Origin of the sequence: Ramlibacter tataouinensis (genome assembly GCF_001580455.1) — a bacterium.
In the GTDB taxonomy this organism is placed as follows: Bacteria; Pseudomonadota; Gammaproteobacteria; order Burkholderiales; family Burkholderiaceae_C; genus Ramlibacter; species Ramlibacter tataouinensis_B.
Genome location: NZ_CP010951.1, coordinates 809,848 through 829,222, shown reverse-complemented (window position 1 = coordinate 829,222; position 19,375 = coordinate 809,848). Strand labels below are relative to the sequence as shown.

Annotated in this window: 19 protein-coding genes; 14 read left to right on the top strand and 5 right to left on the bottom strand. The window is 67.1% G+C overall.

Annotation, left to right across the window (positions count from 1 at the left end; translation table 11 throughout):
• Positions 1-28 precede the first annotated feature (28 nt).
• From UC35_RS04080 to UC35_RS04060, 5 genes are all read right to left on the bottom strand, one after another.
• On the bottom strand, positions 29-973 hold the full coding sequence (locus tag UC35_RS04080; protein WP_061503669.1) for a branched-chain amino acid ABC transporter permease: 945 nt from the start codon (positions 971-973) through the stop codon (positions 29-31).
• A gap of 73 nt (positions 974-1,046) precedes the next feature.
• Positions 1,047-1,934 (bottom strand): branched-chain amino acid ABC transporter permease, encoded by an 888-nt coding sequence (locus UC35_RS04075; RefSeq protein WP_061496437.1) that lies wholly within the window; start codon positions 1,932-1,934, stop codon positions 1,047-1,049.
• A gap of 53 nt (positions 1,935-1,987) precedes the next feature.
• Positions 1,988-3,202: an ABC transporter substrate-binding protein gene (locus UC35_RS04070; RefSeq protein WP_061496435.1), complete on the bottom strand. Its 1,215-nt coding sequence runs from the start codon at positions 3,200-3,202 to the stop codon at positions 1,988-1,990.
• Between the two features lie 43 nt (positions 3,203-3,245).
• Positions 3,246-3,953 carry an ABC transporter ATP-binding protein gene (locus UC35_RS04065; protein WP_061496433.1) on the bottom strand — a complete coding sequence of 236 codons (708 nt, stop codon included), beginning with the start codon at positions 3,951-3,953 and terminating at the stop codon, positions 3,246-3,248.
• Positions 3,954-4,727, bottom strand: coding sequence for an ABC transporter ATP-binding protein (locus tag UC35_RS04060; protein WP_061496431.1), 774 nt, complete (start codon positions 4,725-4,727; stop codon positions 3,954-3,956). It lies immediately after the preceding gene.
• 203 nt (positions 4,728-4,930) lie between these two features.
• Between UC35_RS04060 and UC35_RS04055 the strand changes: the two genes are divergently transcribed.
• From UC35_RS04055 to UC35_RS03990, 14 genes are all read left to right on the top strand, one after another.
• The gene (locus tag UC35_RS04055; RefSeq protein ID WP_061496428.1) at positions 4,931-5,890 is read left to right on the top strand and encodes an HlyD family secretion protein; all 960 of its coding nucleotides are present in this window, start codon (positions 4,931-4,933) and stop codon (positions 5,888-5,890) included.
• Positions 5,891-5,948: 58 nt separating this feature from the next.
• Positions 5,949-6,893 carry an ABC transporter ATP-binding protein gene (locus UC35_RS04050; RefSeq protein ID WP_061496426.1) on the top strand — a complete coding sequence of 315 codons (945 nt, stop codon included), beginning with the start codon at positions 5,949-5,951 and terminating at the stop codon, positions 6,891-6,893.
• Complete coding sequence (locus UC35_RS04045) at positions 6,890-8,023, top strand: ABC transporter permease (RefSeq protein ID WP_061496424.1); 1,134 nt, start codon at positions 6,890-6,892, stop codon at positions 8,021-8,023. Before UC35_RS04050 ends, UC35_RS04045 begins: the two co-directional genes overlap by 4 nt.
• A gap of 264 nt (positions 8,024-8,287) precedes the next feature.
• Complete coding sequence (locus tag UC35_RS04040) at positions 8,288-9,703, top strand: efflux transporter outer membrane subunit (RefSeq protein ID WP_061496422.1); 1,416 nt, start codon at positions 8,288-8,290, stop codon at positions 9,701-9,703.
• A 4-nt stretch (positions 9,704-9,707) separates the two neighbouring features.
• Positions 9,708-10,856 carry a tetratricopeptide repeat protein gene (locus tag UC35_RS04035; RefSeq protein WP_145979325.1) on the top strand — a complete coding sequence of 383 codons (1,149 nt, stop codon included), beginning with the start codon at positions 9,708-9,710 and terminating at the stop codon, positions 10,854-10,856.
• Positions 10,857-11,220: 364 nt separating this feature from the next.
• On the top strand, positions 11,221-11,487 hold the full coding sequence (locus UC35_RS04030) for a flagellar biosynthetic protein FliQ (protein ID WP_061496414.1): 267 nt from the start codon (positions 11,221-11,223) through the stop codon (positions 11,485-11,487).
• A 13-nt stretch (positions 11,488-11,500) separates the two neighbouring features.
• The gene (gene fliR / locus UC35_RS04025; RefSeq protein WP_082792622.1) at positions 11,501-12,325 is read left to right on the top strand and encodes a flagellar biosynthetic protein FliR; all 825 of its coding nucleotides are present in this window, start codon (positions 11,501-11,503) and stop codon (positions 12,323-12,325) included.
• Entirely contained in the window at positions 12,325-13,416 is a 1,092-nt protein-coding gene (gene flhB, locus UC35_RS04020; RefSeq protein WP_061496412.1) for a flagellar biosynthesis protein FlhB, read from the top strand. Before fliR ends, flhB begins: the two co-directional genes overlap by 1 nt.
• Entirely contained in the window at positions 13,413-15,467 is a 2,055-nt protein-coding gene (gene flhA, locus UC35_RS04015) for a flagellar biosynthesis protein FlhA (protein ID WP_061496410.1), read from the top strand. The genes flhB and flhA overlap by 4 nt, the downstream gene beginning before the upstream one ends.
• Before the next feature lie 18 nt (positions 15,468-15,485).
• Positions 15,486-16,241 (top strand): flagellar hook-basal body protein, encoded by a 756-nt coding sequence (locus UC35_RS04010; RefSeq protein WP_061496408.1) that lies wholly within the window; start codon positions 15,486-15,488, stop codon positions 16,239-16,241.
• Between the two features lie 26 nt (positions 16,242-16,267).
• Positions 16,268-17,062, top strand: coding sequence for a flagellar basal-body rod protein FlgG (gene flgG / locus UC35_RS04005; RefSeq protein ID WP_061496407.1), 795 nt, complete (start codon positions 16,268-16,270; stop codon positions 17,060-17,062).
• 26 nt (positions 17,063-17,088) lie between these two features.
• On the top strand, positions 17,089-17,643 hold the full coding sequence (locus tag UC35_RS04000) for a flagella basal body P-ring formation protein FlgA (protein ID WP_158513856.1): 555 nt from the start codon (positions 17,089-17,091) through the stop codon (positions 17,641-17,643).
• A complete protein-coding gene (locus UC35_RS03995) occupies positions 17,640-18,230 on the top strand; it encodes a flagellar basal body L-ring protein FlgH (protein ID WP_227820444.1) in 591 nt (196 codons plus the stop codon). The genes UC35_RS04000 and UC35_RS03995 overlap by 4 nt, the downstream gene beginning before the upstream one ends.
• Positions 18,230-19,372 (top strand): flagellar basal body P-ring protein FlgI, encoded by a 1,143-nt coding sequence (locus UC35_RS03990; RefSeq protein ID WP_082792620.1) that lies wholly within the window; start codon positions 18,230-18,232, stop codon positions 19,370-19,372. The genes UC35_RS03995 and UC35_RS03990 overlap by 1 nt, the downstream gene beginning before the upstream one ends.
• Positions 19,373-19,375 lie beyond the last annotated feature (3 nt).

The following is a 19,375-nucleotide window of genomic DNA, read 5'->3' as shown; positions in this document are numbered from 1 at the left end:
GGTTAGCCGCTTATCGCGGCTTTCCCAATCACCTGGATGACACGGTGCGGCGGCGCTCCATGAAGGCGTGGAGCTCGCCCACCAGGCCCTTGCGGAAGGCCAGCACGCAGACCACGAAGATTAGGCCGATGATGACGTTGACCCAGGCGCCGACCCTGTCGGCCAGGTAGTCCTGCAGGGCGATGACGATGCCGGCACCAAGCACGGGGCCGAAGAAGGTGCCCACGCCGCCCAGCAGGCTCATCAGGATCACCTCGCCGGACATCTGCCACTGCACGTCGGTCAGCGTCGCGAAGCCCATCACCAGCGCCTTGAGCGACCCGGCCAGGCCCGCCAGAGCGGCCGACAGCACGAAAGCGAGCAGCTTGTACTTGTCGACGTCATAGCCGAGCGAGGTGGTGCGAGCCTCGTTCTCGCGGATCATCTTGAGCACCTGGCCGAAGGGCGAGTTGACGATGCGCATGATGCCGAGGAAGCAGGCCACGAAGATGGCGAGCACCACGTAGTACATGGTGGTGTCCGTATCGAGCGGGAGCAGGCCGAACAGGCGGCTGCGCGGCACACCTTGCAGGCCGTCTTCACCGCCGGTGAAGGGCGCCTGCAGGCAGAAGAAGAAGACCATCTGCGACAGCGCCAATGTGATCATCGCGAAATAGATGCCCTGGCGGCGGATGGCGATCAGGCCGACCACAAGGCCGAGCACGGCGCCGATCAAGGTGCCGGCGACCAAGCCCAGCTCGGGCGTCCAACCATGCGCCTTGACCACCCAGCCGCAGGCGTAGGCCGCCATGCCGAAGAAGGCTGCGTGGCCGAACGACAGCAGGCCGGTGAAGCCGAGCAGCAGGTTGAAAGCGCAGGCGAACAGCGCGAAGCAAAGCACCTTCATCACGAACACCGGGTACAGGCCCACCAGCGGTGCGAGCAGGAGCAGGGCGAGCAGGCCCAGGTAGGTGTAGCGAACCGTCTTGCTCATGCCGGCATGACGCACGGGCGCGGCGGTTTCCTTCACAACGGCTTTGGCGTCGGCGGCCACGGTCGAATTCATTTCAAGCTTCCTTGCCGAACAGGCCCGCGGGCCGCACCATCAGGACGATCGCCATGATCACGAACACGACGATGTTGGAGGCCTCGGGGTAGAAGACCTTGGTCAAACCTTCGATGATGCCCAGACCCAGGCCGGTGATGACCGAGCCGATGATCGAGCCCATGCCGCCGATCACGACGACCGCGAACACGATGATGATCAGGTTGGAACCCATCTGCGGCGCGACCTGGTACACCGGCGCGGCCAGCACGCCTGCCAGCGCGGCCAAGGCAGCGCCGGCGCCGTAGGTCAGCATCACCAGCATCGGCACGTTGACGCCGAAGGCCTGCACCAGCTTCGCGTTTTCGGTGCCGGCGCGCAGGTAGGCGCCGAGGCGGGTGCGCTCGATCAGGAACCAGGTGCCCAGGCACACGACGATGGAGGCCAGCACCACCCACGCGCGGTAGTTGGGCAGCACCATGAAGCCGAGGTTGGTGGCGCCGGTGAGTGCCTCCGGCACCGAATAGGACTGGCCCGACACGCCGTACTGGTCGCGGAAGATCCCTTCCAGGATCAGCGAGAGGCCGAAGGTGAGCAGCAGGCCGTACAGCGGGTCGAGGCCGTACAACCGCTTGAGCATGGTGCGTTCGATCACGACGCCCAGGGCGCCGACAACGAGCGGCGCCAGGATGAGCGCGAACCAGTAGTTCACGCCCCACTTGTCCAGCATGATCCAAGCCGCGAAGGCGCCGACCATGTACAGCGCGCCGTGCGCGAAGTTGACGATGTCCAGCAGACCGAAGATCACGGCCAGCCCGAGGCTGAGCATGGCGTAGAAGGCGCCGTTCACCAGCCCCAGCATCAGCTGGCCGAGGAAGGCCTGGATCGGGATTCCAAAGATTTCGGTCATCGGGGACTCGTGGTCAGGGGGCCGGCCCCGCGACGGGGCCGGCGTTCATGCGTTTACTTCCAGAGGGCGCACTTGGTTTCGGCCTTGGTGGTCCAGGCTTCTTCGCCCTTGAACACCTGCTTGACCTCGTAGTAGTCCCAGGGTTCGGTCGACTTGCCAGGCTCCTTGACCTGCATCAGGTACATGTCGTGGATCACGCGGCCGTCGCCACGCACCCAGCCGTCCTTCATGAAGATGTCGTTGAACTTCGCCTTCTTCAGGTGCGCCAGCACCTTCTCGGTGTCATCGCTGCCTGTGGCCTTCACGGCAGCCAGGTACTGCGTGGCGGCCGAGTAGTCGCCGGCCTGCAGCGAGGAGGGCATGCGCTTCATCTTGTCGAAGAACTTGCGCGACCAGGCGCGCGTTTCGGCATTCTGGTTCCAGTACCAGCTGTCGGTGAGGTACATGCCCTGCGTGGTCTTCAGGCCCAGCGAGTGGATGTCGTTGATGAACACCAGCAGGCCGGCGAGCTTCATCGTCTTGGTGATGCCGAACTCATTGGCGGCCTTGATCGAGTTGATCGTGTCGCCGCCCGCGTTGGCCAGGCCCAGGATCTGCGCCTTGGAGCCTTGCGCCTGCAGCAGGAAGGACGAGAAGTCGCTCGCGTTCAGCGGCACCTTGACCGAACCCACCACCTTGCCGCCGTTGGCTTCGACCACCTTGCTGGTGTCGGTCTGCAACTGCGCGCCGAAAGCGTAGTCGGCGGTGAGGAAGTACCAGCTCTTGCCGCCCTGCTTGACCACCGCCGCGCCCGTGCCCTTGGCCAGCGCGGTCGTGTCGTAGGCCCAGTGAAGCGTGTAGGGGGTGCACTGGTCATTGGTCAGGGCCGAGGAGGCGGCGCCGACCACGAGGAAGGGCTTCTTCTTTTCGGCGGCGACCTTGGCCATGGCCAGGTTGGCGCCCGAGTTGGTGCCGCCGATCAGCACGTCCAGGCCCTGGGTGTCGAACCACTCGCGCGCCTTGGTGGCGGCGACGTCGGCCTTGTTCTGGTGATCGGCCGAGATGACCTCGACCTTCTTGCCGTTGATCGTGCCGCCCATGTCGGCGATCGCCATCCTGATGGCCTCGACGCCGCCCTGGCCGTCGATGTCGGCGTAGACGCTGGACATGTCCGTGATGATGCCGATGCGGATCACGTCACCCGAAATCTGGGCCACGGCGGGCGTGGCCGCGCCGAACAGGCCCGCGGCGGCGAGGGCGCCTGCGGCGAAGACATTCTTCAGTTTCATGCGAGTCTCTCCTTGATAAAACTTGGGGGTGGCGATTGGCGGGCTAGACACCCAGGAATTCCTGCAGCATGGCCATGTTGCCGGCCAGTTCGCTCTGCGCGAACTGCTTGACGATCTTGCCATGCTCCATGATGTAGAAGCGGTCCGCGAGCGGCGCGGCAAAACGGAAGTTCTGCTCGACCAGCACCACCGTGTAGCCTTTTGCCTTGATCGTGCGGATCATCTCGGCCAGTCGTTGGACGATGACCGGCGCCAGGCCTTCGGAGATCTCGTCCAGCAGGAGCAGGCGCGCGCCGGTGCGCAGGATGCGCGCCACGGCCAGCATCTGCTGTTCGCCGCCCGACAGCCGGGTGCCGGGGCTGCCCGCGCGCTCCTTGAGGTTGGGGAACATGTCGTAGATCTCGGCCACGCTCATCCCGCCGGGACCGATTTCCGGAGGCAGCAGCAGGTTCTCCTCGGCCGACAGGCTGGCGAAGATGCCGCGCTCCTCCGGGCAGTAGCCCACGCCGAGCTTGGCCACCTTGTGAGGCGGCAGCTTGATCGATTCCTGGCCGTTGATCCGGATCGAGCCCGTGCGCCTGCCGGTCAGGCCGACGATGGCGCGCATGGTGGTGGTGCGGCCCGCGCCGTTGCGGCCCAGCAGGCACACCACTTCACCCTCATGCACAGTGAGATCCACGCCATGCAGGATGTGCGATTCGCCGTACCAGGCGTTCAGGCCGTCGATCCGCAAGAGTTCATTCGCGGCCATCTAGTGAGCTCCCTGCAGTTCGCTGTTGGTCGACCCCATGTAGGCCTCGATCACCTGCGGGTTCTTGGACACCTCGGCATACGGGCCATCGGCGATCACCGCTCCGCGCTGAAGCACGGTGATGCGGTCGGCGATGGAGGACACCACGTTCATGTTGTGCTCGACCATGAGGATGGTCCGGCCAGCCGACACCTTCTTGATGAGTTCGGTCACGCGGTGCACGTCCTCGTGGCCCATGCCCTGCGTCGGCTCGTCGAGCAGCATCAGCTCCGGCTCGAGGGCCATCGTGGTGGCGAGTTCCAGCGCGCGCTTGCGCCCGTAGGGGAGGTTGACTGTCAGCTCGTCGGCGAAGTCCTGGAGGCCCACCGAGGCCAGCAGTTCTTCGGCGCGTTCATGTAGCGGAAAGAGCGAGCGCTCGGGCCGCCAGAAATGGAAGGAAGTGCCAAGGCTGCGCTGCAGCGCGGCGCGCACGTTCTCCAGCACCGTCATGTGCGGGAACACCGCCGAGATCTGGAACGAACGGATGATGCCGCGGCGCGCGGTCTGCGCCGGCTTCTCGTTAGTGATGTCCTGACCCTGATAGGTGATGGTCCCGCGCGTCGGGGGCAGGAACTTCGTGAGCAGGTTGAAGTAGGTCGTCTTGCCGGCGCCGTTCGGGCCGATCAGCGCGTGGATGTCGCCCCGGCGAACTTTCAGGTCGACGTTGTTGACCGCAACGAAGCCCTTGAACTCCTTGGTCAACCCTTTCGTCTCAAGAATGATCTCACCTGGCAAGTCGGCCTCCTGGTCCCTTAGGGCGACGCACGCCCGGCAGCAAAGTTGGCGAATGCTATTTACGCATGTTGCGGCGCGGTAGGGGGTAAGACCTTAAGTAGTTTTGCGTGTTACATAAACTGACCCTGTAGAGACCGGGTCGGGTGCGTGCATAGAATGCCTGAGCCGCGACCAGGCGCGGTCCACAACCCAGAATCCAGCCCATGCACCGGAAGCTGATCGCGGTTTCACTTGTCGTCGCCATGGCGGCGGTGCTGGCCGGCTGCTCGAGGGATTCCGCACCGGCCTACCAGGGCTACGTCGAGGGCGAATACGTGCATCTCGCATCGCCCCTGGGTGGCCGCCTGGAGCATCTCTTCGTGCAGCGGGGCCAGTCGGTCGGCGTCGGTGCCCGGGTCTTCGCGCTGGAGGCGCAGGAAGAGTCCACTGCCAGGCAGCAGGCCGACGAGCAGGTAAAGGCGGCCCAAGCCCAGCTCGCCGACCTGCGGCTGGGAAGGCGAACCCCCGAGGTTGACGTCGCGCAGGCGCAGCTGGCGCAGGCACGTGCAGCGGAAGAGCAGGCGGCGCAGCAGGTGCGGCGCGACGAGGCGCAGCTGGCCGCCGGCGGCATCGCGCGGGCCCAGCTCGACGATTCGCGCGCGGACCATTCGGTCAAGGCAGCGCGCGTGAAGGAACTGGCGGGGCAGCTGTCCGTGGCGCGTCTGCCTGCCCGCGAGCACCTGATCCGCGCCCAGATGGCGCAACTGGAGGCGGCCCGCGCGGTGGCGAGCCAGGCCCAATGGCGTTTCGACCAGAAGCAGGTGTCGGCCGCGCAGGCCGCGCTCGTGGCCGACACCCTGTACCGTGAAGGCGAATGGGTTCCGGCCGGCAGCCCCGTGGTGCGCCTGTTGCCGCCGCAGAACGTGAAGATCCGCTTCTTCGTGCCGGAGCCCGTCGTCGGTGGCCTGCGGCCCGGGCGCAAGGTGGCGCTGCATTGCGATGGCTGCGAGTCCGGCTTGCAGGGCGAGGTGAGCTTCATCGCGAGTGAGGCCGAGTACACGCCACCGGTGATCTACAGCAATGAAACGCGCGCCAAGCTGGTGTTCATGATCGAGGCCCGGCCGGCGCCCGGCCAGGCGCAGCGCCTGCACCCGGGCCTGCCGGTGAGCGTGACGCTGCCATGAGCCGCCCGGCCGCTCCGAAGGCTCATAGCACCGCAGCCCGCAGGGCGGAGGTTCTTCAGTGAACGCACAGCCCGCCGAGTACGCAATCGACGTCCACGGGCTGAACAAGCGCTTCGGCAACAAGCATGTGGTGGTCGACCTGGCCCTGCAGGCGCGGCGCGGCGAAATCCTTGGCTTCCTCGGCCCCAACGGCAGCGGCAAGACCACCGCTATCCGCCTGATGTGCGGCCTGCTCACGCCCGACTCCGGTGCCGGCACCTGCCTGGGCTGGGACATCCGCACCGAAAGCCGCGAGATCAAGCGCCGCGTGGGCTACATGACGCAGCGCTTCTCGTTCTGGGATGACCTGTCGATCCGCGAGAACCTGGACTTCATCGCGCGCATGTACGAGACGCCTGCCCGCGGTGAGGCAGTGGAGCGGGCGATCGAGGGCCTCGACCTGGCCGGGCGCGCCGACCAGCTCGCCGGCACGCTGTCGGGCGGCTGGAAGCAGCGGCTGGCGCTGGCAGCTTGCATGCTGCACGAACCCGAGCTGCTGCTGTTGGACGAGCCGACCGCCGGTGTGGACCCTAAGGCGCGGCGCGAGTTCTGGGAGGAACTGCACGCGCTGGCAGCGCGCGGCATCTCGGTGCTGGTCAGCACCCACTACATGGACGAAGCCGAGCGCTGCCACCGGCTGGCCTACATCGCCTACGGCCGCCTGATGGCGCAGGGCACGGCGGCCGAGATCGTCGCGCAGCAGGGCCTTAGCACCTGGGCGGTGACCGGCGAGGACCTCCCCGCATTGGGCCGCAAGCTGGAGGGCGAATCCGGGGTGGAGCAGATCGCCGCCTTCGGCGCATCGCTGCACGTGACCGGCCGCGATGCGGCGGCCCTCGAAGCGACCTTGCGCCGTGTCACCGAGGGCACGCCCTGGCGCATGGCGCCCACCGAGACCGGCCTGGAAGACGTGTTCATCCACCTGATGAAGCGCTCTTCCGACAACTTCGCGCCGGCCCGATGAAGCGCTTTTCACTCAGCCGCTGGTGGGCCATCGTGCGCAAGGAGTTCCTGCAGCTGCGGCGCGACCGCCTGACCTTCGGCATGGTGGTGGGCATCCCCATCATCCAGCTGGTGCTGTTCGGCTACGCCATCAACAGCGACCCGCGCCACCTGCCCACCGCCGTGGTGGCGGCCGACCACAGCGAGTTCACGCGCAGCTGGGTGGCGGCCATGCGCACCAGCAGCTATTTCAAGATCGTGAAAGAGGTGGCGAACGAGGCGGAGGCGCGCGCCGCGCTGGCCCGCGGCGAAGTGCAGTTCGTCGTGCAAATTCCCGCCGGCTTCACCCGCGCGCTGCTGCGCGGCGAGCGGCCGGCCCTGCTGATCGAAGCCGACGCCACCGATCCGGCAGCGGCGGGCGCGGCGCTGGCCTCGGTGCGCGAGCTGGCCACCTCGGTGGCGAAGAAGGACATGCAGGGCCCGCTGGCCCGGCTGGCGGTGCGCGAGCCGCCATTCGAGGTGCGCGTACATCGGCTGTACAACCCCGAAGGCCTCACCCAGCTCAACATCGTGCCCGGCCTGATGGGCGTGATCCTCACCATGACCATGGTGATGATGACCGGGCTGGCCATGACGCGCGAACGCGAACGCGGCACCATGGAGAACCTGCTGGCCACGCCGGCGCAGCCACTGGAGGTGATGACCGGCAAGATCGTGCCCTATGTCTTCATCGGGCTGGTGCAGTCCACCATCATCTTGCTGGCGGCGCTGTGGCTGTTTGGCGTGCCCTTCGTCGGCAGCGTCTTCGTGCTGTACATCGTCGCGCTGCTGTTCATCGCGGCCAACCTCACCGTCGGTATCACGCTGTCGTCGCTGGCGCGCAGCCAGCTGCAGGCCATGCAGCTGACCTTCTTCTACTTCCTGCCCACCATCCTGCTGTCCGGTTTCATGTTCCCGTTCCGCGGCATGCCGGGATGGGCGCAGGCGCTCGGCGAAGTGCTGCCGGCCACCCACTTCATGCGCCTGGTGCGCGGCATCCTGCTCAAGGGCAACGGCTGGGTGGACCTGTGGCCCGACATCTGGCCGATGATGGTGTTCACCCTGGTGGTGATGACTTTTGCGGTGGTCTTCTACCGCCGGACGCTGGACTAGGGCCTGTTAGCGCTATGGGAGGACTCGCGTGACCCAGGAAACGGGCGCCATCAAGGCGCAAAGCGCAGCCGGGGTGGCGCCCCGGCGAGCATTTGCAACGCCGAGGGCGCCCGTTTCCTGGGTCACCCTTCGGGCCGGTGGCTGGCAGGCCGCATGGCGTCGTTGCGGCCTCGTTGTGTGCGCGAGCACACGGCCTCGGCCGCGCCTAGCCCTGCAGCCTGCCAGCCACCGGCGCGAGCCCTCCCATAGCGCTAACAGGCCCTTATGAAGCCCGCGATCATCGGCCTGGCGGCCCTCGCGCTGACGGCTTGCGCGGTCGATCCCGTGCAGCCGCCGCAGGTCGCGTCGCCGGGCCAATACACCGCGGCACCCGTCGAAGTGCCGCAGCTGGCCCCAGGCGCCGACATCCCGGCCGCGTGGTGGCAGCTGTTCGGCTCGCCCGCCCTGGATGCGCTGGTGCGCCGGGCGCTGGAGGCGAGCCCGACGCTGGCGCGTGCGCGTGCGCGCTTGTCGCAGGCGCAGGAGGAACTGAACGCCCGCACCGGCGCCACGCAGTATCCGCAGGTCGACGCCCGCCTCGCCGCCAACCGGCTCGACCTGCAACCGCAGGCGCTCGGCGTGCAGGGGCTGCCCGTCGCCTTCCCGTTCAACCTGTATCTCGCCTCGGTCGGGGTGTCATACACCTTCGACTTCTTCGGCGCCACCCGCCAGGAGCTGGCGGCGCTGCAGGCCGAGGTGGACCAGGAGCGCTACGAACTCGAGGCGGCGCGCCTGGCGCTGGCCGGCAACGTGGTCACCACCGCGGTCCGGGAAGCCGCGCTGCGCGAGCAGATCGCCTCCACCGAGGACATGATCGCCCTGCACGCGCGCCAGGTGGCCATCGTCGAGAGGCTGGAAGCCATCGGCACCGCGTCGCGCGCCGACCTCGCGGCGCAGCGGCGCGACCTCGCGCAGGCGCGCGCGGGCCTGCCCGAACTGCGCCGCCAGCGCGAGCAGGCGCGCCATCGCTTGGGCGTCTATGTGGGCGAAGCGCCGGGCACCGCGCAACTGCCGGAACTGCGGCTGGCCGAGCTGAAGCTGCCGGCGCCGCTGCCGCTGGCCCTGCCTTCCGAGCTGGCGCGCCGCCGTCCCGACATTCGCGCGGCCGAGGCCCTGCTGCAGCAGGCCGGCGCGCGCGTGGGGGTGGCGACCGCCCACCTGTACCCGCAGATCACGCTGTCGGCCACGGCCGGCTCGCTCACTTCGCACGCGGCCGACCTGTTCGGCGGCGGCACCGGCTTCTACCTGCTGGGGGCATCGCTGGCGCAGCCCTTGTTCCGCGGCGGCGAACTGCAGGCCAGGCGCCGCGCCGCCGTCGCCGCCTACGAGCAGGCCGGCGCGGCCTACCAGGAATCGGTGCTCAAGGGCTTCCAGGAAGTGGCCGACGTGCTGCGCGCGCTGGAGGCGGACGAGGTCAAGCTGCGCGAGCGCAGCGAAGCAGCGGAGCAAGCGCGCCGCGTGTCGGACATCGCCGCCGCCCGGCTGGAGGCAGGCGGCATCAGCACCTATGCGGCGCTCGACGCGCAACGCCGGCTGCACGCCGCGCAGTTGGAGCGCACGCAGGCGATGGCCGACCGCCACGCCGACTCCGCGGCGCTGCTGCAGGCGCTGGGCGGGGGGTGGTGGGACGCGCCGCGATGACGGCGTGGGCCCGGCGGCCTGCGCGGGACTGAAGTCCGGATCGCATACCATCCGCCCAGCTTGCGGAACCATCACCATGTCCGGACCTGCCCTCACCGACCTCGAACGCACCGAACGCTTTTTGGCCGCAGACCCGGATAACCCGCTGCTGCTGGCGAAGGCCATCGACATGGCGCTGGCATCGGGCGCCCTCGACAAGGCGCGCCGCTACGCCGACGCGGCGCTGAAGGCCGTGCCCGACGATCCGTTCATGCGCAATCGCCATGGCAACGTGCTGATCGCCGAAGGGCGCCTCGACGAGGCGGCGCAGGTCTTCTCCGCTTTGCTGCAGCGGACCGCCGACGCCAACGTCGCCCACAACCTGGCCCTGGCGCGGGCCCGCCAGGGCGACCATGAGCAGGCCCGGGTCGTGCTGGAACCCTTCGTTGCCGCTGCCGATGCGCCGGTCCGGGCAGTGACGACCTACATCCGTGCGCTCCACCATCTGGGCCACACCGAAGCCTCGCTGCGATCGATCGAACTTCACTTCGCCCATTGCGGCGCCGATGCCGAGTTCCTCGCCGTCGCCAGCCTGGTCTGCCTGGACGAAAACCGCCTGGGCCAGGCTGCGCAGTTCAGCGCCGCCGCGTTGTCCCAGGGTGCGCGGCCGCTGGAAGCCCTGGTCGCAGCGGGCGCCGTCGCCTTGTCGCGGCAGGATGTGCCGGCCGCGCAGGGACTTTTCAACGAAGCGCTGGCCGCGCGCGCGGACACCGGCCGCGCCTGGGCCGGCCTGGGAATGGCCAGATTGCTACTGGGCGATGGCGCTGGAGCCAGGCAACAGCTCGAACGCGCGCTGGCGGTCATGCCGGAGCATGCGGACACCTTGCAGGCCCTGGGCTGGGCCGCGCTCATGGCAGGCCACCTGCAAGACGCGGAAAGCGCGTTCGCCCGGGCGGCGGCCGCCGATGCGGAGGCCAGCGAAGCGCAGGGCGGCTTGGCGGTCGTTTGCGCGATGCAGGGGCGTCGCGCCGAGGCGGAGCAGCACATCGCGCGGGCGCGGCAACTCGATCCACAGGATGCCGCGGCGCAGTTCGCGCAGGCGATCCTGTCGGGCGCAATGGGTGACGCGCAGGCGATGCAGGCATTGGTGCGCCGAAGGTTCACACCGCGCTGACGCGTGCGCCGTCGCGCGCGGCTGCAAAAGTCACAAGAATCGTCGGCCGCACCCGCTAGCCCGGCCGAATAATCCATCTCACGCCCACCCCCGTCGACCGTCCGGTCGAGCGCTTGGCGCCAGGATGCGCCACGTTCATGCGCTGCAAAAACGGTAGCGGGCCCAGAGCCAACCGCTTGGCGCCAATACATCCTGCGCACGCGAATACCATTTAGCCTAAACGATTAAAAACTAGGGATACTACCTAGTTCTTAGGTGCTCTCTTGTCTAGGTTTATACCTAGAATTCGCGACACAAAGAAAGACGGTTACGTGTTGCAACGGTAAGGATGGGCTGGATTCCAGCCGGGAAGAGGGAGGACAGGATGCATTCCGATCTGGCCATCTCCATGATGGCGGACTTGTTTTGGACGGGCTTGCTGGTGTGCTTGCCCGTGCTGGGGTTGGTCATGGTCGTGGGCCTGGCAATCAGCGTGCTGCAGGTCGTCACCCAGGTGCAGGAGATGTCCCTCACCTTCGTGCCCAAACTGCTCACCGCGGGCGTGGCACTCGTCCTCTTCGGGCCCTGGATGCTGCGCACGCTGTCGCAGTTCACCACCCGGCTCTGGACCCAGATTCCCTCGATGTTCTGAGTCCGAGGCAGCCGTGCTACTCGTCGTCGACGCTGTCCAATCTGCCGCCGCGCCTTACCAGGCGTTCGTGCTGGCGGTGTTCCTGCTGTCCCTGCGGATCTCGGCCGTGTTCTTGTTCACGCCGATCCTGCAGGTCTTCAGCGTGCCGGCGACGGCGCGCGTGCTGCTGGTGGTGGGTCTGTCCGTGGGGCTGGCGCTGGGCATCGCACCGGCGCAGTTGCCGGACCCCATCGCTGTCAGCAGCGGGCAATTGGTCACGGCTGCCTTGACTGAACTTGGCCTGGGCGCGACCTTGGCGCTCGGCGTGATCATCGCCTTTGCCTCGGTCTCGATGGCGGGGCGCCTTGTCGATGTGCAGATCGGCTTCGGTATGGCACAGGTGTTCGATCCCGCCACGCGCCGACAGGTTCCGGTGTTGCAAGCCGGGTTCGACAAGCTCGGCGTGATCGTGTTCTTCCTCGTCAACGGTCACCATGCGCTGCTGCGCGGGATTGCGTTCAGCCTGGAGCGCTTTCCGCTCGGGCGCGCGTGGCCGGTCGACGCGGCGGCGCCTTGGGTATTGAAGCAGGTCGGAGGCCTCTTCGGGCTCGGGTTGGCGTTGGCCGCGCCCGTCGTCGTGTGCTTGCTGATGGTCGAACTCGCCTTGGGTGTCGTCGCGCGCAATCTTCCGCAGATGAACATGTTCGCCGTCGGCGTGCCGGTGAAGATCATCGTGGGCCTGGCAGCGCTGTCGCTGTGGCTCGGGGGGATCGGCGATTCGCTGAACCGCGTCTACGGCTCGATCTACCGCACCTGGGACGGGATTTTCGCAACGGCCCCCGCGGCAGGGACACGCTGATGGCCGAGCAGGATCTCGACCGCAACGAGGCGGCCACCCCTTACAAGCTCCAAAAGGCCAGGGACAAGGGCCAGGTTGCCAAGAGCCCGGAAGTGGTGTCAGCGCTGGTCTTTACCGTCGCGGTCGGCTGCTTCTATTGGCAGGGCTGGGATGGGCTCGTTTCGCAGTTCGGCTACGACCAGGCGCTTCTCACTCAGGCCGCGCGGATCGAGATCAACCCCTCGACCTTGTGGAAACTCGTTGGCAACATGGTGCGCGACAGCGGCCTCATGCTCGCGCCCTTCCTTGCCGCAATCATGGCAGCCGCCATCGTCGGAAACGTGACGCAGACCGGACCCATCCTGTCGGCGGACCCCATCAAGCCCGATTTCGGGCGGGTCAATCCCGCAAACGGCTTCAAGAAGCTTCTGTCTATGCGCACGCTGTTCGATGCGGCGCGCGCTGTCGTCAAGCTGCTCCTTCTGGGCCTGGTGGTTTACTACGCGCTCAAGGCGCTGGTCCCGCAGTTTTTCCACCTGGCTGCCATGGCACCCGCGCGACTCGCGCGCACGCTGGTCGACGACATCGCGGCAACGGGCCTGAAGATCGCGCTCATGCTTTGCCTGATCGCCGCGGTGGATTGGGGCTACACGCGCCGCGAGTTCGCCAAGAAGATGCGAATGAGCAGGCGCGAGCTCAAGGACGAGCACAAGAATCGCGAGGGCGACCCGCGCATCCGCGCCCGCCTGCGCGAGTTGCGCCGGGAAGCGCTGGCCCGCAGCATGGCAGCGCGCAAGACCGCCAGTGCGGACGTGGTGCTCACCAACCCCACGCACTACGCGGTCGCGCTGCGCTATGTGCACGGAGAGATGCAGTCGCCCCAACTGGTGGCCAAAGGCGCGGGCTCCCTCGCGGCGGCGATGCGTGAAATCGCGGCACGCCATCGCATCCCCGTGGTGCAGAACCCACCGCTGGCGCGCGAGCTGTACCGCACGGTCGACGTGGAACAGCACGTGCCGCCATCGCTCTATGCCCAGGTCGCCCGGATTCTGGTGTGGGTCTTCGCGATGAAAAAGGCGCGCGATGCAAACCTGCCGGGGGCCGCTGCATGAAAGCGCTGCAGGGGTTCTTCGGCAAGCACAGCGACATCGCTCTGGTACTGCTGGTATTGGGCGTGCTGATCGTCCTCTTCGCGCCGATTCCGAGCGCGCTGCTGGATTTCCTGATCCTCACGAACTTCAGCTTTGCCTTCCTGATCCTGCTGCTGACGTTCTACATGGCGCGGCCGGTGGAGTTCTCGACCTTTCCCTCGCTGCTGCTGATCGCCACGCTGTTCCGCCTGTCGCTCAACGTCGCCGCCACACGCCTGATCCTGTCGGACGCGGATGCAGGCAAGGTCATCTCCGCCATCGGTTCGTATGTCGTGGGCGGAAACTACGTAATCGGCCTGATCGTCTTCCTCATTCTCATCGTGGTCCAGTATGTGGTGGTGACGAACGGCGCCCAGCGCGTCTCGGAAGTCGCCGCGCGCTTCACGCTGGACAGCATGCCCGGCCAGCAGATGAGCATCGATGCCGACCTGAACATGGGCTTCATCGACCAGGCTGAAGCCCAACGCCGCCGGAAGAACATCGAGAAGGAAGCCGCGTTCTACGGGGCGATGGATGGCGCTAGCAAATTCGTCAAGGGCGACGCCATCGCCGGCATCGTCATCCTCCTGATCAACATCGTCGGCGGCTTGCTGATCGGCGTGATGCAGCACCACATGCCATGGGGGCAGGCGCTGCAGACCTACACCTTGCTCACCATCGGCGACGGGATCGTCACGCAGGTGCCGGCGCTGGTGATCGCTGTCGGCACGGGGATCATCGTCACGCGCTCGGCATCGGACAGCAACCTGAGCCAGGAGGTGCTGCGCCAGATCACCTCGTTCCCGAAGACGCTGCTGCTGGTGGGCGGCGCACTGTGCGGCCTGCTTCTGCTGCCCGGCATCCCGGTCCTGCCCACGCTGATGCTGTTGGCGGCCGTGGTTCTGGTTGCCACGGTGGCGTATCGCTTGCCGCGCCGCCGAGATGAGGGTGCCGCCGAAGTCCAGGAGAGGGACGGCGCGGACAACCCCGGTGCCGACGACACCTATGCCACGCTCGCCGTGGAGCCGGTCGAGGTGCACGTGGGGCGCAACTGGGTCTCGCTCGCGAGCCAGCCCGAAGGCCTGTTCATGGAGCGGATCAAGCAGTTCCGAAAGCAGCATGCCTTCGAGCTCGGCCTGGTGCTGCCGCGCGTCCGCTTCAAGGATTCCGGCAAGCTCGGCGCGGATCGCTACGAGATCAACATCGACGGGGTGCCGGTCGCCAGGGGCGAAGCGCGCAGCGCGCAGTGGCTGGCGATCCACCCGAGCGGTGACGTCCGGTCCATGCCCGGCGAAGTGACGCGCGACCCGACCTACGGCCTGCCCGCGCTGTGGATCGAGGAAGAACAGCGCAGTGCCGCCTTGGCCGCGAAGTTCACATTGGTCGACGGGTCGACGGTGATGATGACGCATCTCACCGAGGTGCTGCGCCGGGAGTCGGCAACGCTGCTGACGCGCGCAGAAACCGACCGCTTGCTCGCCCGCGTCCGCCAAAGCCACCCGGGCCTGGTCGAGGAATTGATCCCCACGGTGCTGTCGGTCAGCGACGTGCAGAAAATCCTGCAGAACCTGCTGCGCGAGAAGGTCTCAATCCGCCACATCGAGGCGATCCTCGAAACGCTGGCCGACGCCGGCCGCGCCACCAAGGACGCCGGCCTGCTCACCGAATATGTTCGCCAGCGGCTCGGAGCCGCGATCTGCCAGGGCCTGGTCGGCGAATCTGCGTCCTTGCAGGTTTTGACGCTGGACCCGTTGGTCGAGAGCCGCCTGATGCAGGGCCTGCAGGCGGCGCAGGCCGTCTCGCAACCGTACGCGCTGGAGCCCAAGCTGGCCGAGCAATTCATGGCGCGCATGGTGCAACAGGCCGAGCAGATGATGAAGAACAACCTGCTGCCCGTGCTGCTGTGCGCGCCTGACCTGCGCCGGCACATCCGGTCCCTCTGCGAACGCACGGTTCCGCACCTGCGCGTGCTGTCGCTCACCGAGATTCCGCAAAACATCGAACTGAAGTCCTACGCCGTGGTAGCCGTATGAAGCCGAGGGGAATCTGTCATGAATGAAGTGCTTGCCATCGGGCTGCAGAGCATGCAGGGCGACATGGCCCGGCTCGACCAGGTCGCGACCAATCTCGCGAACGTGCTGACGCCAGGCTACAAGCGGTCGGTCGCGCTGCAGGCGCCGTTGGGCGCGAGCTTCGCCGCCCACCTCACGAATGCGGCGGAGGTCGCTGAAACGCACGCGGCTGCCGCGCCGATGCAGCATCCGAGCGACCAACGGGCGGGAACGCTCAAGGCCACCGGACAGCCCCTGGACGTTGCACTCATGGGCAATGGCTATTTCGAGGTGATGACGGACACAGGCTTGGCCTACACGCGCCAGGGAAATTTCCGGCTCGACGCGCGTGGCCGCCTGGTCACCGCGCAGGGGCACGCGGTGATGGGAACGTCGGGAGAGATCCAGCTGAACATCGCGAATCCGGTCATTGCCACCAACGGCACGGTGTCTGCGGCGAACGCCGCGGCCGGCACGCAGCCGCTCGCACAGCTGAAAGTCGTCGAGTTCGACACGGCGTCGGCCATGGACCGGCTCGGTGACGGGCTGCACGCCGCCGGCAGCGGCATGAAACCCCTGTCGGACGAAGAGGTGCAACTGCGCCAGGGCTACCTTGAGAACTCCAACGCGAGCTCCACGCAGGAGATGGCCAGCCTGATCCGGGCCATGCGCCACTTCGAGGGCATGCAGAAGATGGTCCTGGGCTACGACGAGATGCTGGGCATCGCCATCCGCAAGCTCGGCGAAACCTCCTGACCCCGACGCAAAGACGAAAGGCACTCATGTTCGACGCACTTTCCATCGGCGCCACCGGCATGCTAGCCCAGCAGCAGAACGTGGAAACGATTGCCAACAACCTCGCGAACGCCAACACCGTCGCGTTCAAGAAGGGCCGTGTCGGCTTTTCCGACCTGATGGTGCGCGAAGGCAACCGTGTGGCGCTTGCAGGCATGGAGGAATCTCGTAACGGCACCCCGGCCTCCGCGCAGCGGCTCGGCGCCGGCGTGGGCATCGCCGCCATGAGCAAGGTCTTCGAGGCGGGCGAATTGAAGAAGACGGATTCGCCACTGGACCTGGCCATCCGGGGCGAGGGCTTTCTCGAAGTGTCGATGCCCGATGGTTCGAGCGCGGTCACGCGCGGCGGAACCTTGAGGGTGAAAGACGGAGCGCTAGTGACGCAAGCAGGCTACCCGCTCAAGCCGTCGATTGCCTTGCCGGACAACGCCAAGTCCCTCGTCATCGGCGCCGACGGCCGCGTGCTCGTCACCGTGCCGAACCAGGTCAACCCAGTCGAATTGGGCCAGATCGAAGTGGTGCGCTTTGCCAACCCGGGCCTCCTCATCAGCCTTGGCGACAACCTCTATCGCGCAGGAGACGGAACGGGGGATGCGATCTCCGCACGACCCGGCGAAGACGGAGCCGGCTCGCTGGCGCAAGGCTTCCTCGAAGCCTCCAACGTGAAGATGGTGGATGAAATGGTCAACCTGATGCTCGCGCAGCGCGCTTATGAGGCGAGCGTCAAAGTGGTGCAGGCGGCGGACGAAATGCTCGGCCTCGTGAACAACCTGCGCAAGTGAGGCCATTCATGCGACAGATGCCAGCCGTGCTTGCACTCATCGCCGGGGCCATGGTGCCTGCGGCGGCGGTGGCGGGACCGTGGTCGCAAGCCCAAGTGCGGATCGAGTTGCAGCCGAACTTCCTGGCACACGCGGGCGAAGTCCGGCTGGGCGATGTCGCGATCGTGCGCTCCACCGACCTTCGCGCGATCCGGCAACTGGTCGCGATGCCATTGGGGAGCTCACCGCAACCCGGGACCGAGGCATGGGTGCGACGAGACGCCATCTCGCGTTGGCTGCGCGTCCGACTCGGCATCCTGCAGGACGATGTGCAATGGTCGGGCGCGGATGAGGTGCAGGTGATCGGCGCCGCCACGGAGTCGCCGGGCAGGGGACCTGTGGCGACGCGCGGCGCGGTCTACATCAGCCACGGCGAGTGGGTATCCCTTGAAATCCGAAGCGGAGCGGTGCAGCTCGAGATGCGAGCCCAGGCTTTGCAGGATGGCATCGCCGGCCAGACGATCAAGGTGCGCACAACCCAAGGCGGCAGTGTCGTGTTCGCGCGCGTGATCGGCCCGGGCCGAGCGGAGGCCATGCTGTGAAGCGACGCTCCTCGTTTGCGGCTTGCGTCGCCGTCGTGCTGATGGCGGCGTTCCACACCCTGCCCACCATCGGCGCGAGTCTGTACGACGAAGCGACCTATCGGCCACTCACTTCCGACAACAAGGCGTTCCGTGTGGGCGACGCTCTCACCGTCCAGGTCTTCGAGAACTCGAGCGCCACCAGCAGTGCAGAAACGGGCACGCGTCGCAAGAACAACCTTAACGCGGAGCTCACGCACGGCGTTCGCCGGGTCGCCGAGACCGGCATCGCCGCCACCGGCGAGTTCGACGGCGGCGGGCGCACGCAGCGCGCGAACCGCGTCCTGATCACCTTGACGGTGTCGGTGAAGCAGATCCTGCCCAACGGCGACCTGCGCGTCGCGGGCGAGCAACTGCTCGTCGTCAACGAGGAGCAGCAACGAGTGACCCTGGAGGGCCGTGTGCGTCCGCAGGACGTGTCGGACGGCAACGTGGTCCTTTCGACACGCCTGGCTGACGCGCGCATCACCTACCTCGGCGAAGGCGATGTCTCCGAGCGCCAGCAGCGAGCCTGGTGGCGCAAGTTGCTCGATTGGGTGGGGATGTGATGCGCATCGCAAGCTGCTTCATCGCCGCGGCCATGGCGGCCGCCGCGCTCGCACCCGGCTTTGCCCTCGCGCAGCCGGCCGCGAATGCGCGTGCACAGATCCGCGTCAAGGACCTCGGCAAGCTCCAGGGCTGGCGCGACAACACGCTTGTGGGCTGGGGCATCGTCACCGGCCTCGCCGGTACGGGCGATTCGCCCGCCAACCGGGCGATGCGCCAGGCCATGTCCAACGTGCTGTCGCAATTCAATCTCACCGTGCCGCCCGAACAGGTGCAGAGCCGCAACGCCGCCGTGGTCTCCGTCAGTGCTTTCTTGCCCGCATTTGCGCGCGAAGGCGACACGCTCGACGTCACCGTGAACTCAGCCGGTGATGCGCGCAGCCTGTTGGGCGGCAGCCTGTTGCTCACGCCCTTGAAGGCGCCGAACGGCCGCGTGTACGCGCTCGCGCAAGGCCCCCTGTCCGTCGGCGGCTACCGCTACGACGCGAACGGCAACGTGGTGCAGAAGAACCATCCGACCGTGGGATCCGTACCGGGGGGAGCCGTGGTCGAAGTGGGGGTCGCCGGCGATTTGGTGGCGGCGGCGCAAAGTCTCACGTTCGTCCTGGCCGAACCGGACTACACGACGGCGAGCCGGGTCGCCGCCGCCATCAATGCGCATGTCGGGCCCGGCCTGGCCCACGCGCGCGACGCGTCAGGCATCGAGATCGCCGTGCCCGAGCTGCAGCGATCGCAGCTGGTCTCCTTCGTCGCGAAGCTGGAGAACGTGGCGGTCATGCCCGACCGCCGCGCGAAAGTCGTGATCAACGAGCGCACCGGCACCGTCGTGGCCGGCGGCGACGTCACGATATCCCGCGTGGCCATCTCCCACGGGGACCTGAAGATTTCCGTGGTGGTGCAAAACGGCATCTCCCAGCCCCTGACCATGGGGTATGCAGGGCCGGGCGTGAGGACCGCCGCCGTCACGAACGCCAGCGTCGATGTCGGTGAGGAAAACGGTCCCGGCTTCCTGTCGTCCGGCACGACCGTGGCCGACCTGGTGCAGTCCCTGGCCAGGCTCAAGACCAGTACGCGCGACGTCATTTCCATCCTTCGCGCGATCAAGGCCGCAGGTGCCTTGCACGCCGAATTGGTCGTCCAGTAACTC

Excerpts from the sequence above, each read along its gene's own strand:
- UC35_RS04080 (WP_061503669.1), bottom strand. The coding sequence starts at position 973 with ATGAGCAAGACGGTTCGCTACACCTACCTGGGCCTGCTCGCCCTGCTC.
- UC35_RS04075 (WP_061496437.1), bottom strand. The coding sequence starts at position 1,934 with ATGACCGAAATCTTTGGAATCCCGATCCAGGCCTTCCTCGGCCAGCTG.
- UC35_RS04070 (WP_061496435.1), bottom strand. The coding sequence starts at position 3,202 with ATGAAACTGAAGAATGTCTTCGCCGCAGGCGCCCTCGCCGCCGCGGGC.
- UC35_RS04065 (WP_061496433.1), bottom strand. The coding sequence starts at position 3,953 with ATGGCCGCGAATGAACTCTTGCGGATCGACGGCCTGAACGCCTGGTAC.
- UC35_RS04055 (WP_061496428.1), top strand. The coding sequence starts at position 4,931 with ATGCACCGGAAGCTGATCGCGGTTTCACTTGTCGTCGCCATGGCGGCG.
- UC35_RS04045 (WP_061496424.1), top strand. The coding sequence starts at position 6,890 with ATGAAGCGCTTTTCACTCAGCCGCTGGTGGGCCATCGTGCGCAAGGAG.
- UC35_RS04040 (WP_061496422.1), top strand. The coding sequence starts at position 8,288 with ATGAAGCCCGCGATCATCGGCCTGGCGGCCCTCGCGCTGACGGCTTGC.
- UC35_RS04030 (WP_061496414.1), top strand. The coding sequence starts at position 11,221 with ATGCATTCCGATCTGGCCATCTCCATGATGGCGGACTTGTTTTGGACG.
- flhB (WP_061496412.1), top strand. The coding sequence starts at position 12,325 with ATGGCCGAGCAGGATCTCGACCGCAACGAGGCGGCCACCCCTTACAAG.
- flhA (WP_061496410.1), top strand. The coding sequence starts at position 13,413 with ATGAAAGCGCTGCAGGGGTTCTTCGGCAAGCACAGCGACATCGCTCTG.
- UC35_RS04010 (WP_061496408.1), top strand. The coding sequence starts at position 15,486 with ATGAATGAAGTGCTTGCCATCGGGCTGCAGAGCATGCAGGGCGACATG.
- flgG (WP_061496407.1), top strand. The coding sequence starts at position 16,268 with ATGTTCGACGCACTTTCCATCGGCGCCACCGGCATGCTAGCCCAGCAG.
- UC35_RS03990 (WP_082792620.1), top strand. The coding sequence starts at position 18,230 with ATGCGCATCGCAAGCTGCTTCATCGCCGCGGCCATGGCGGCCGCCGCG.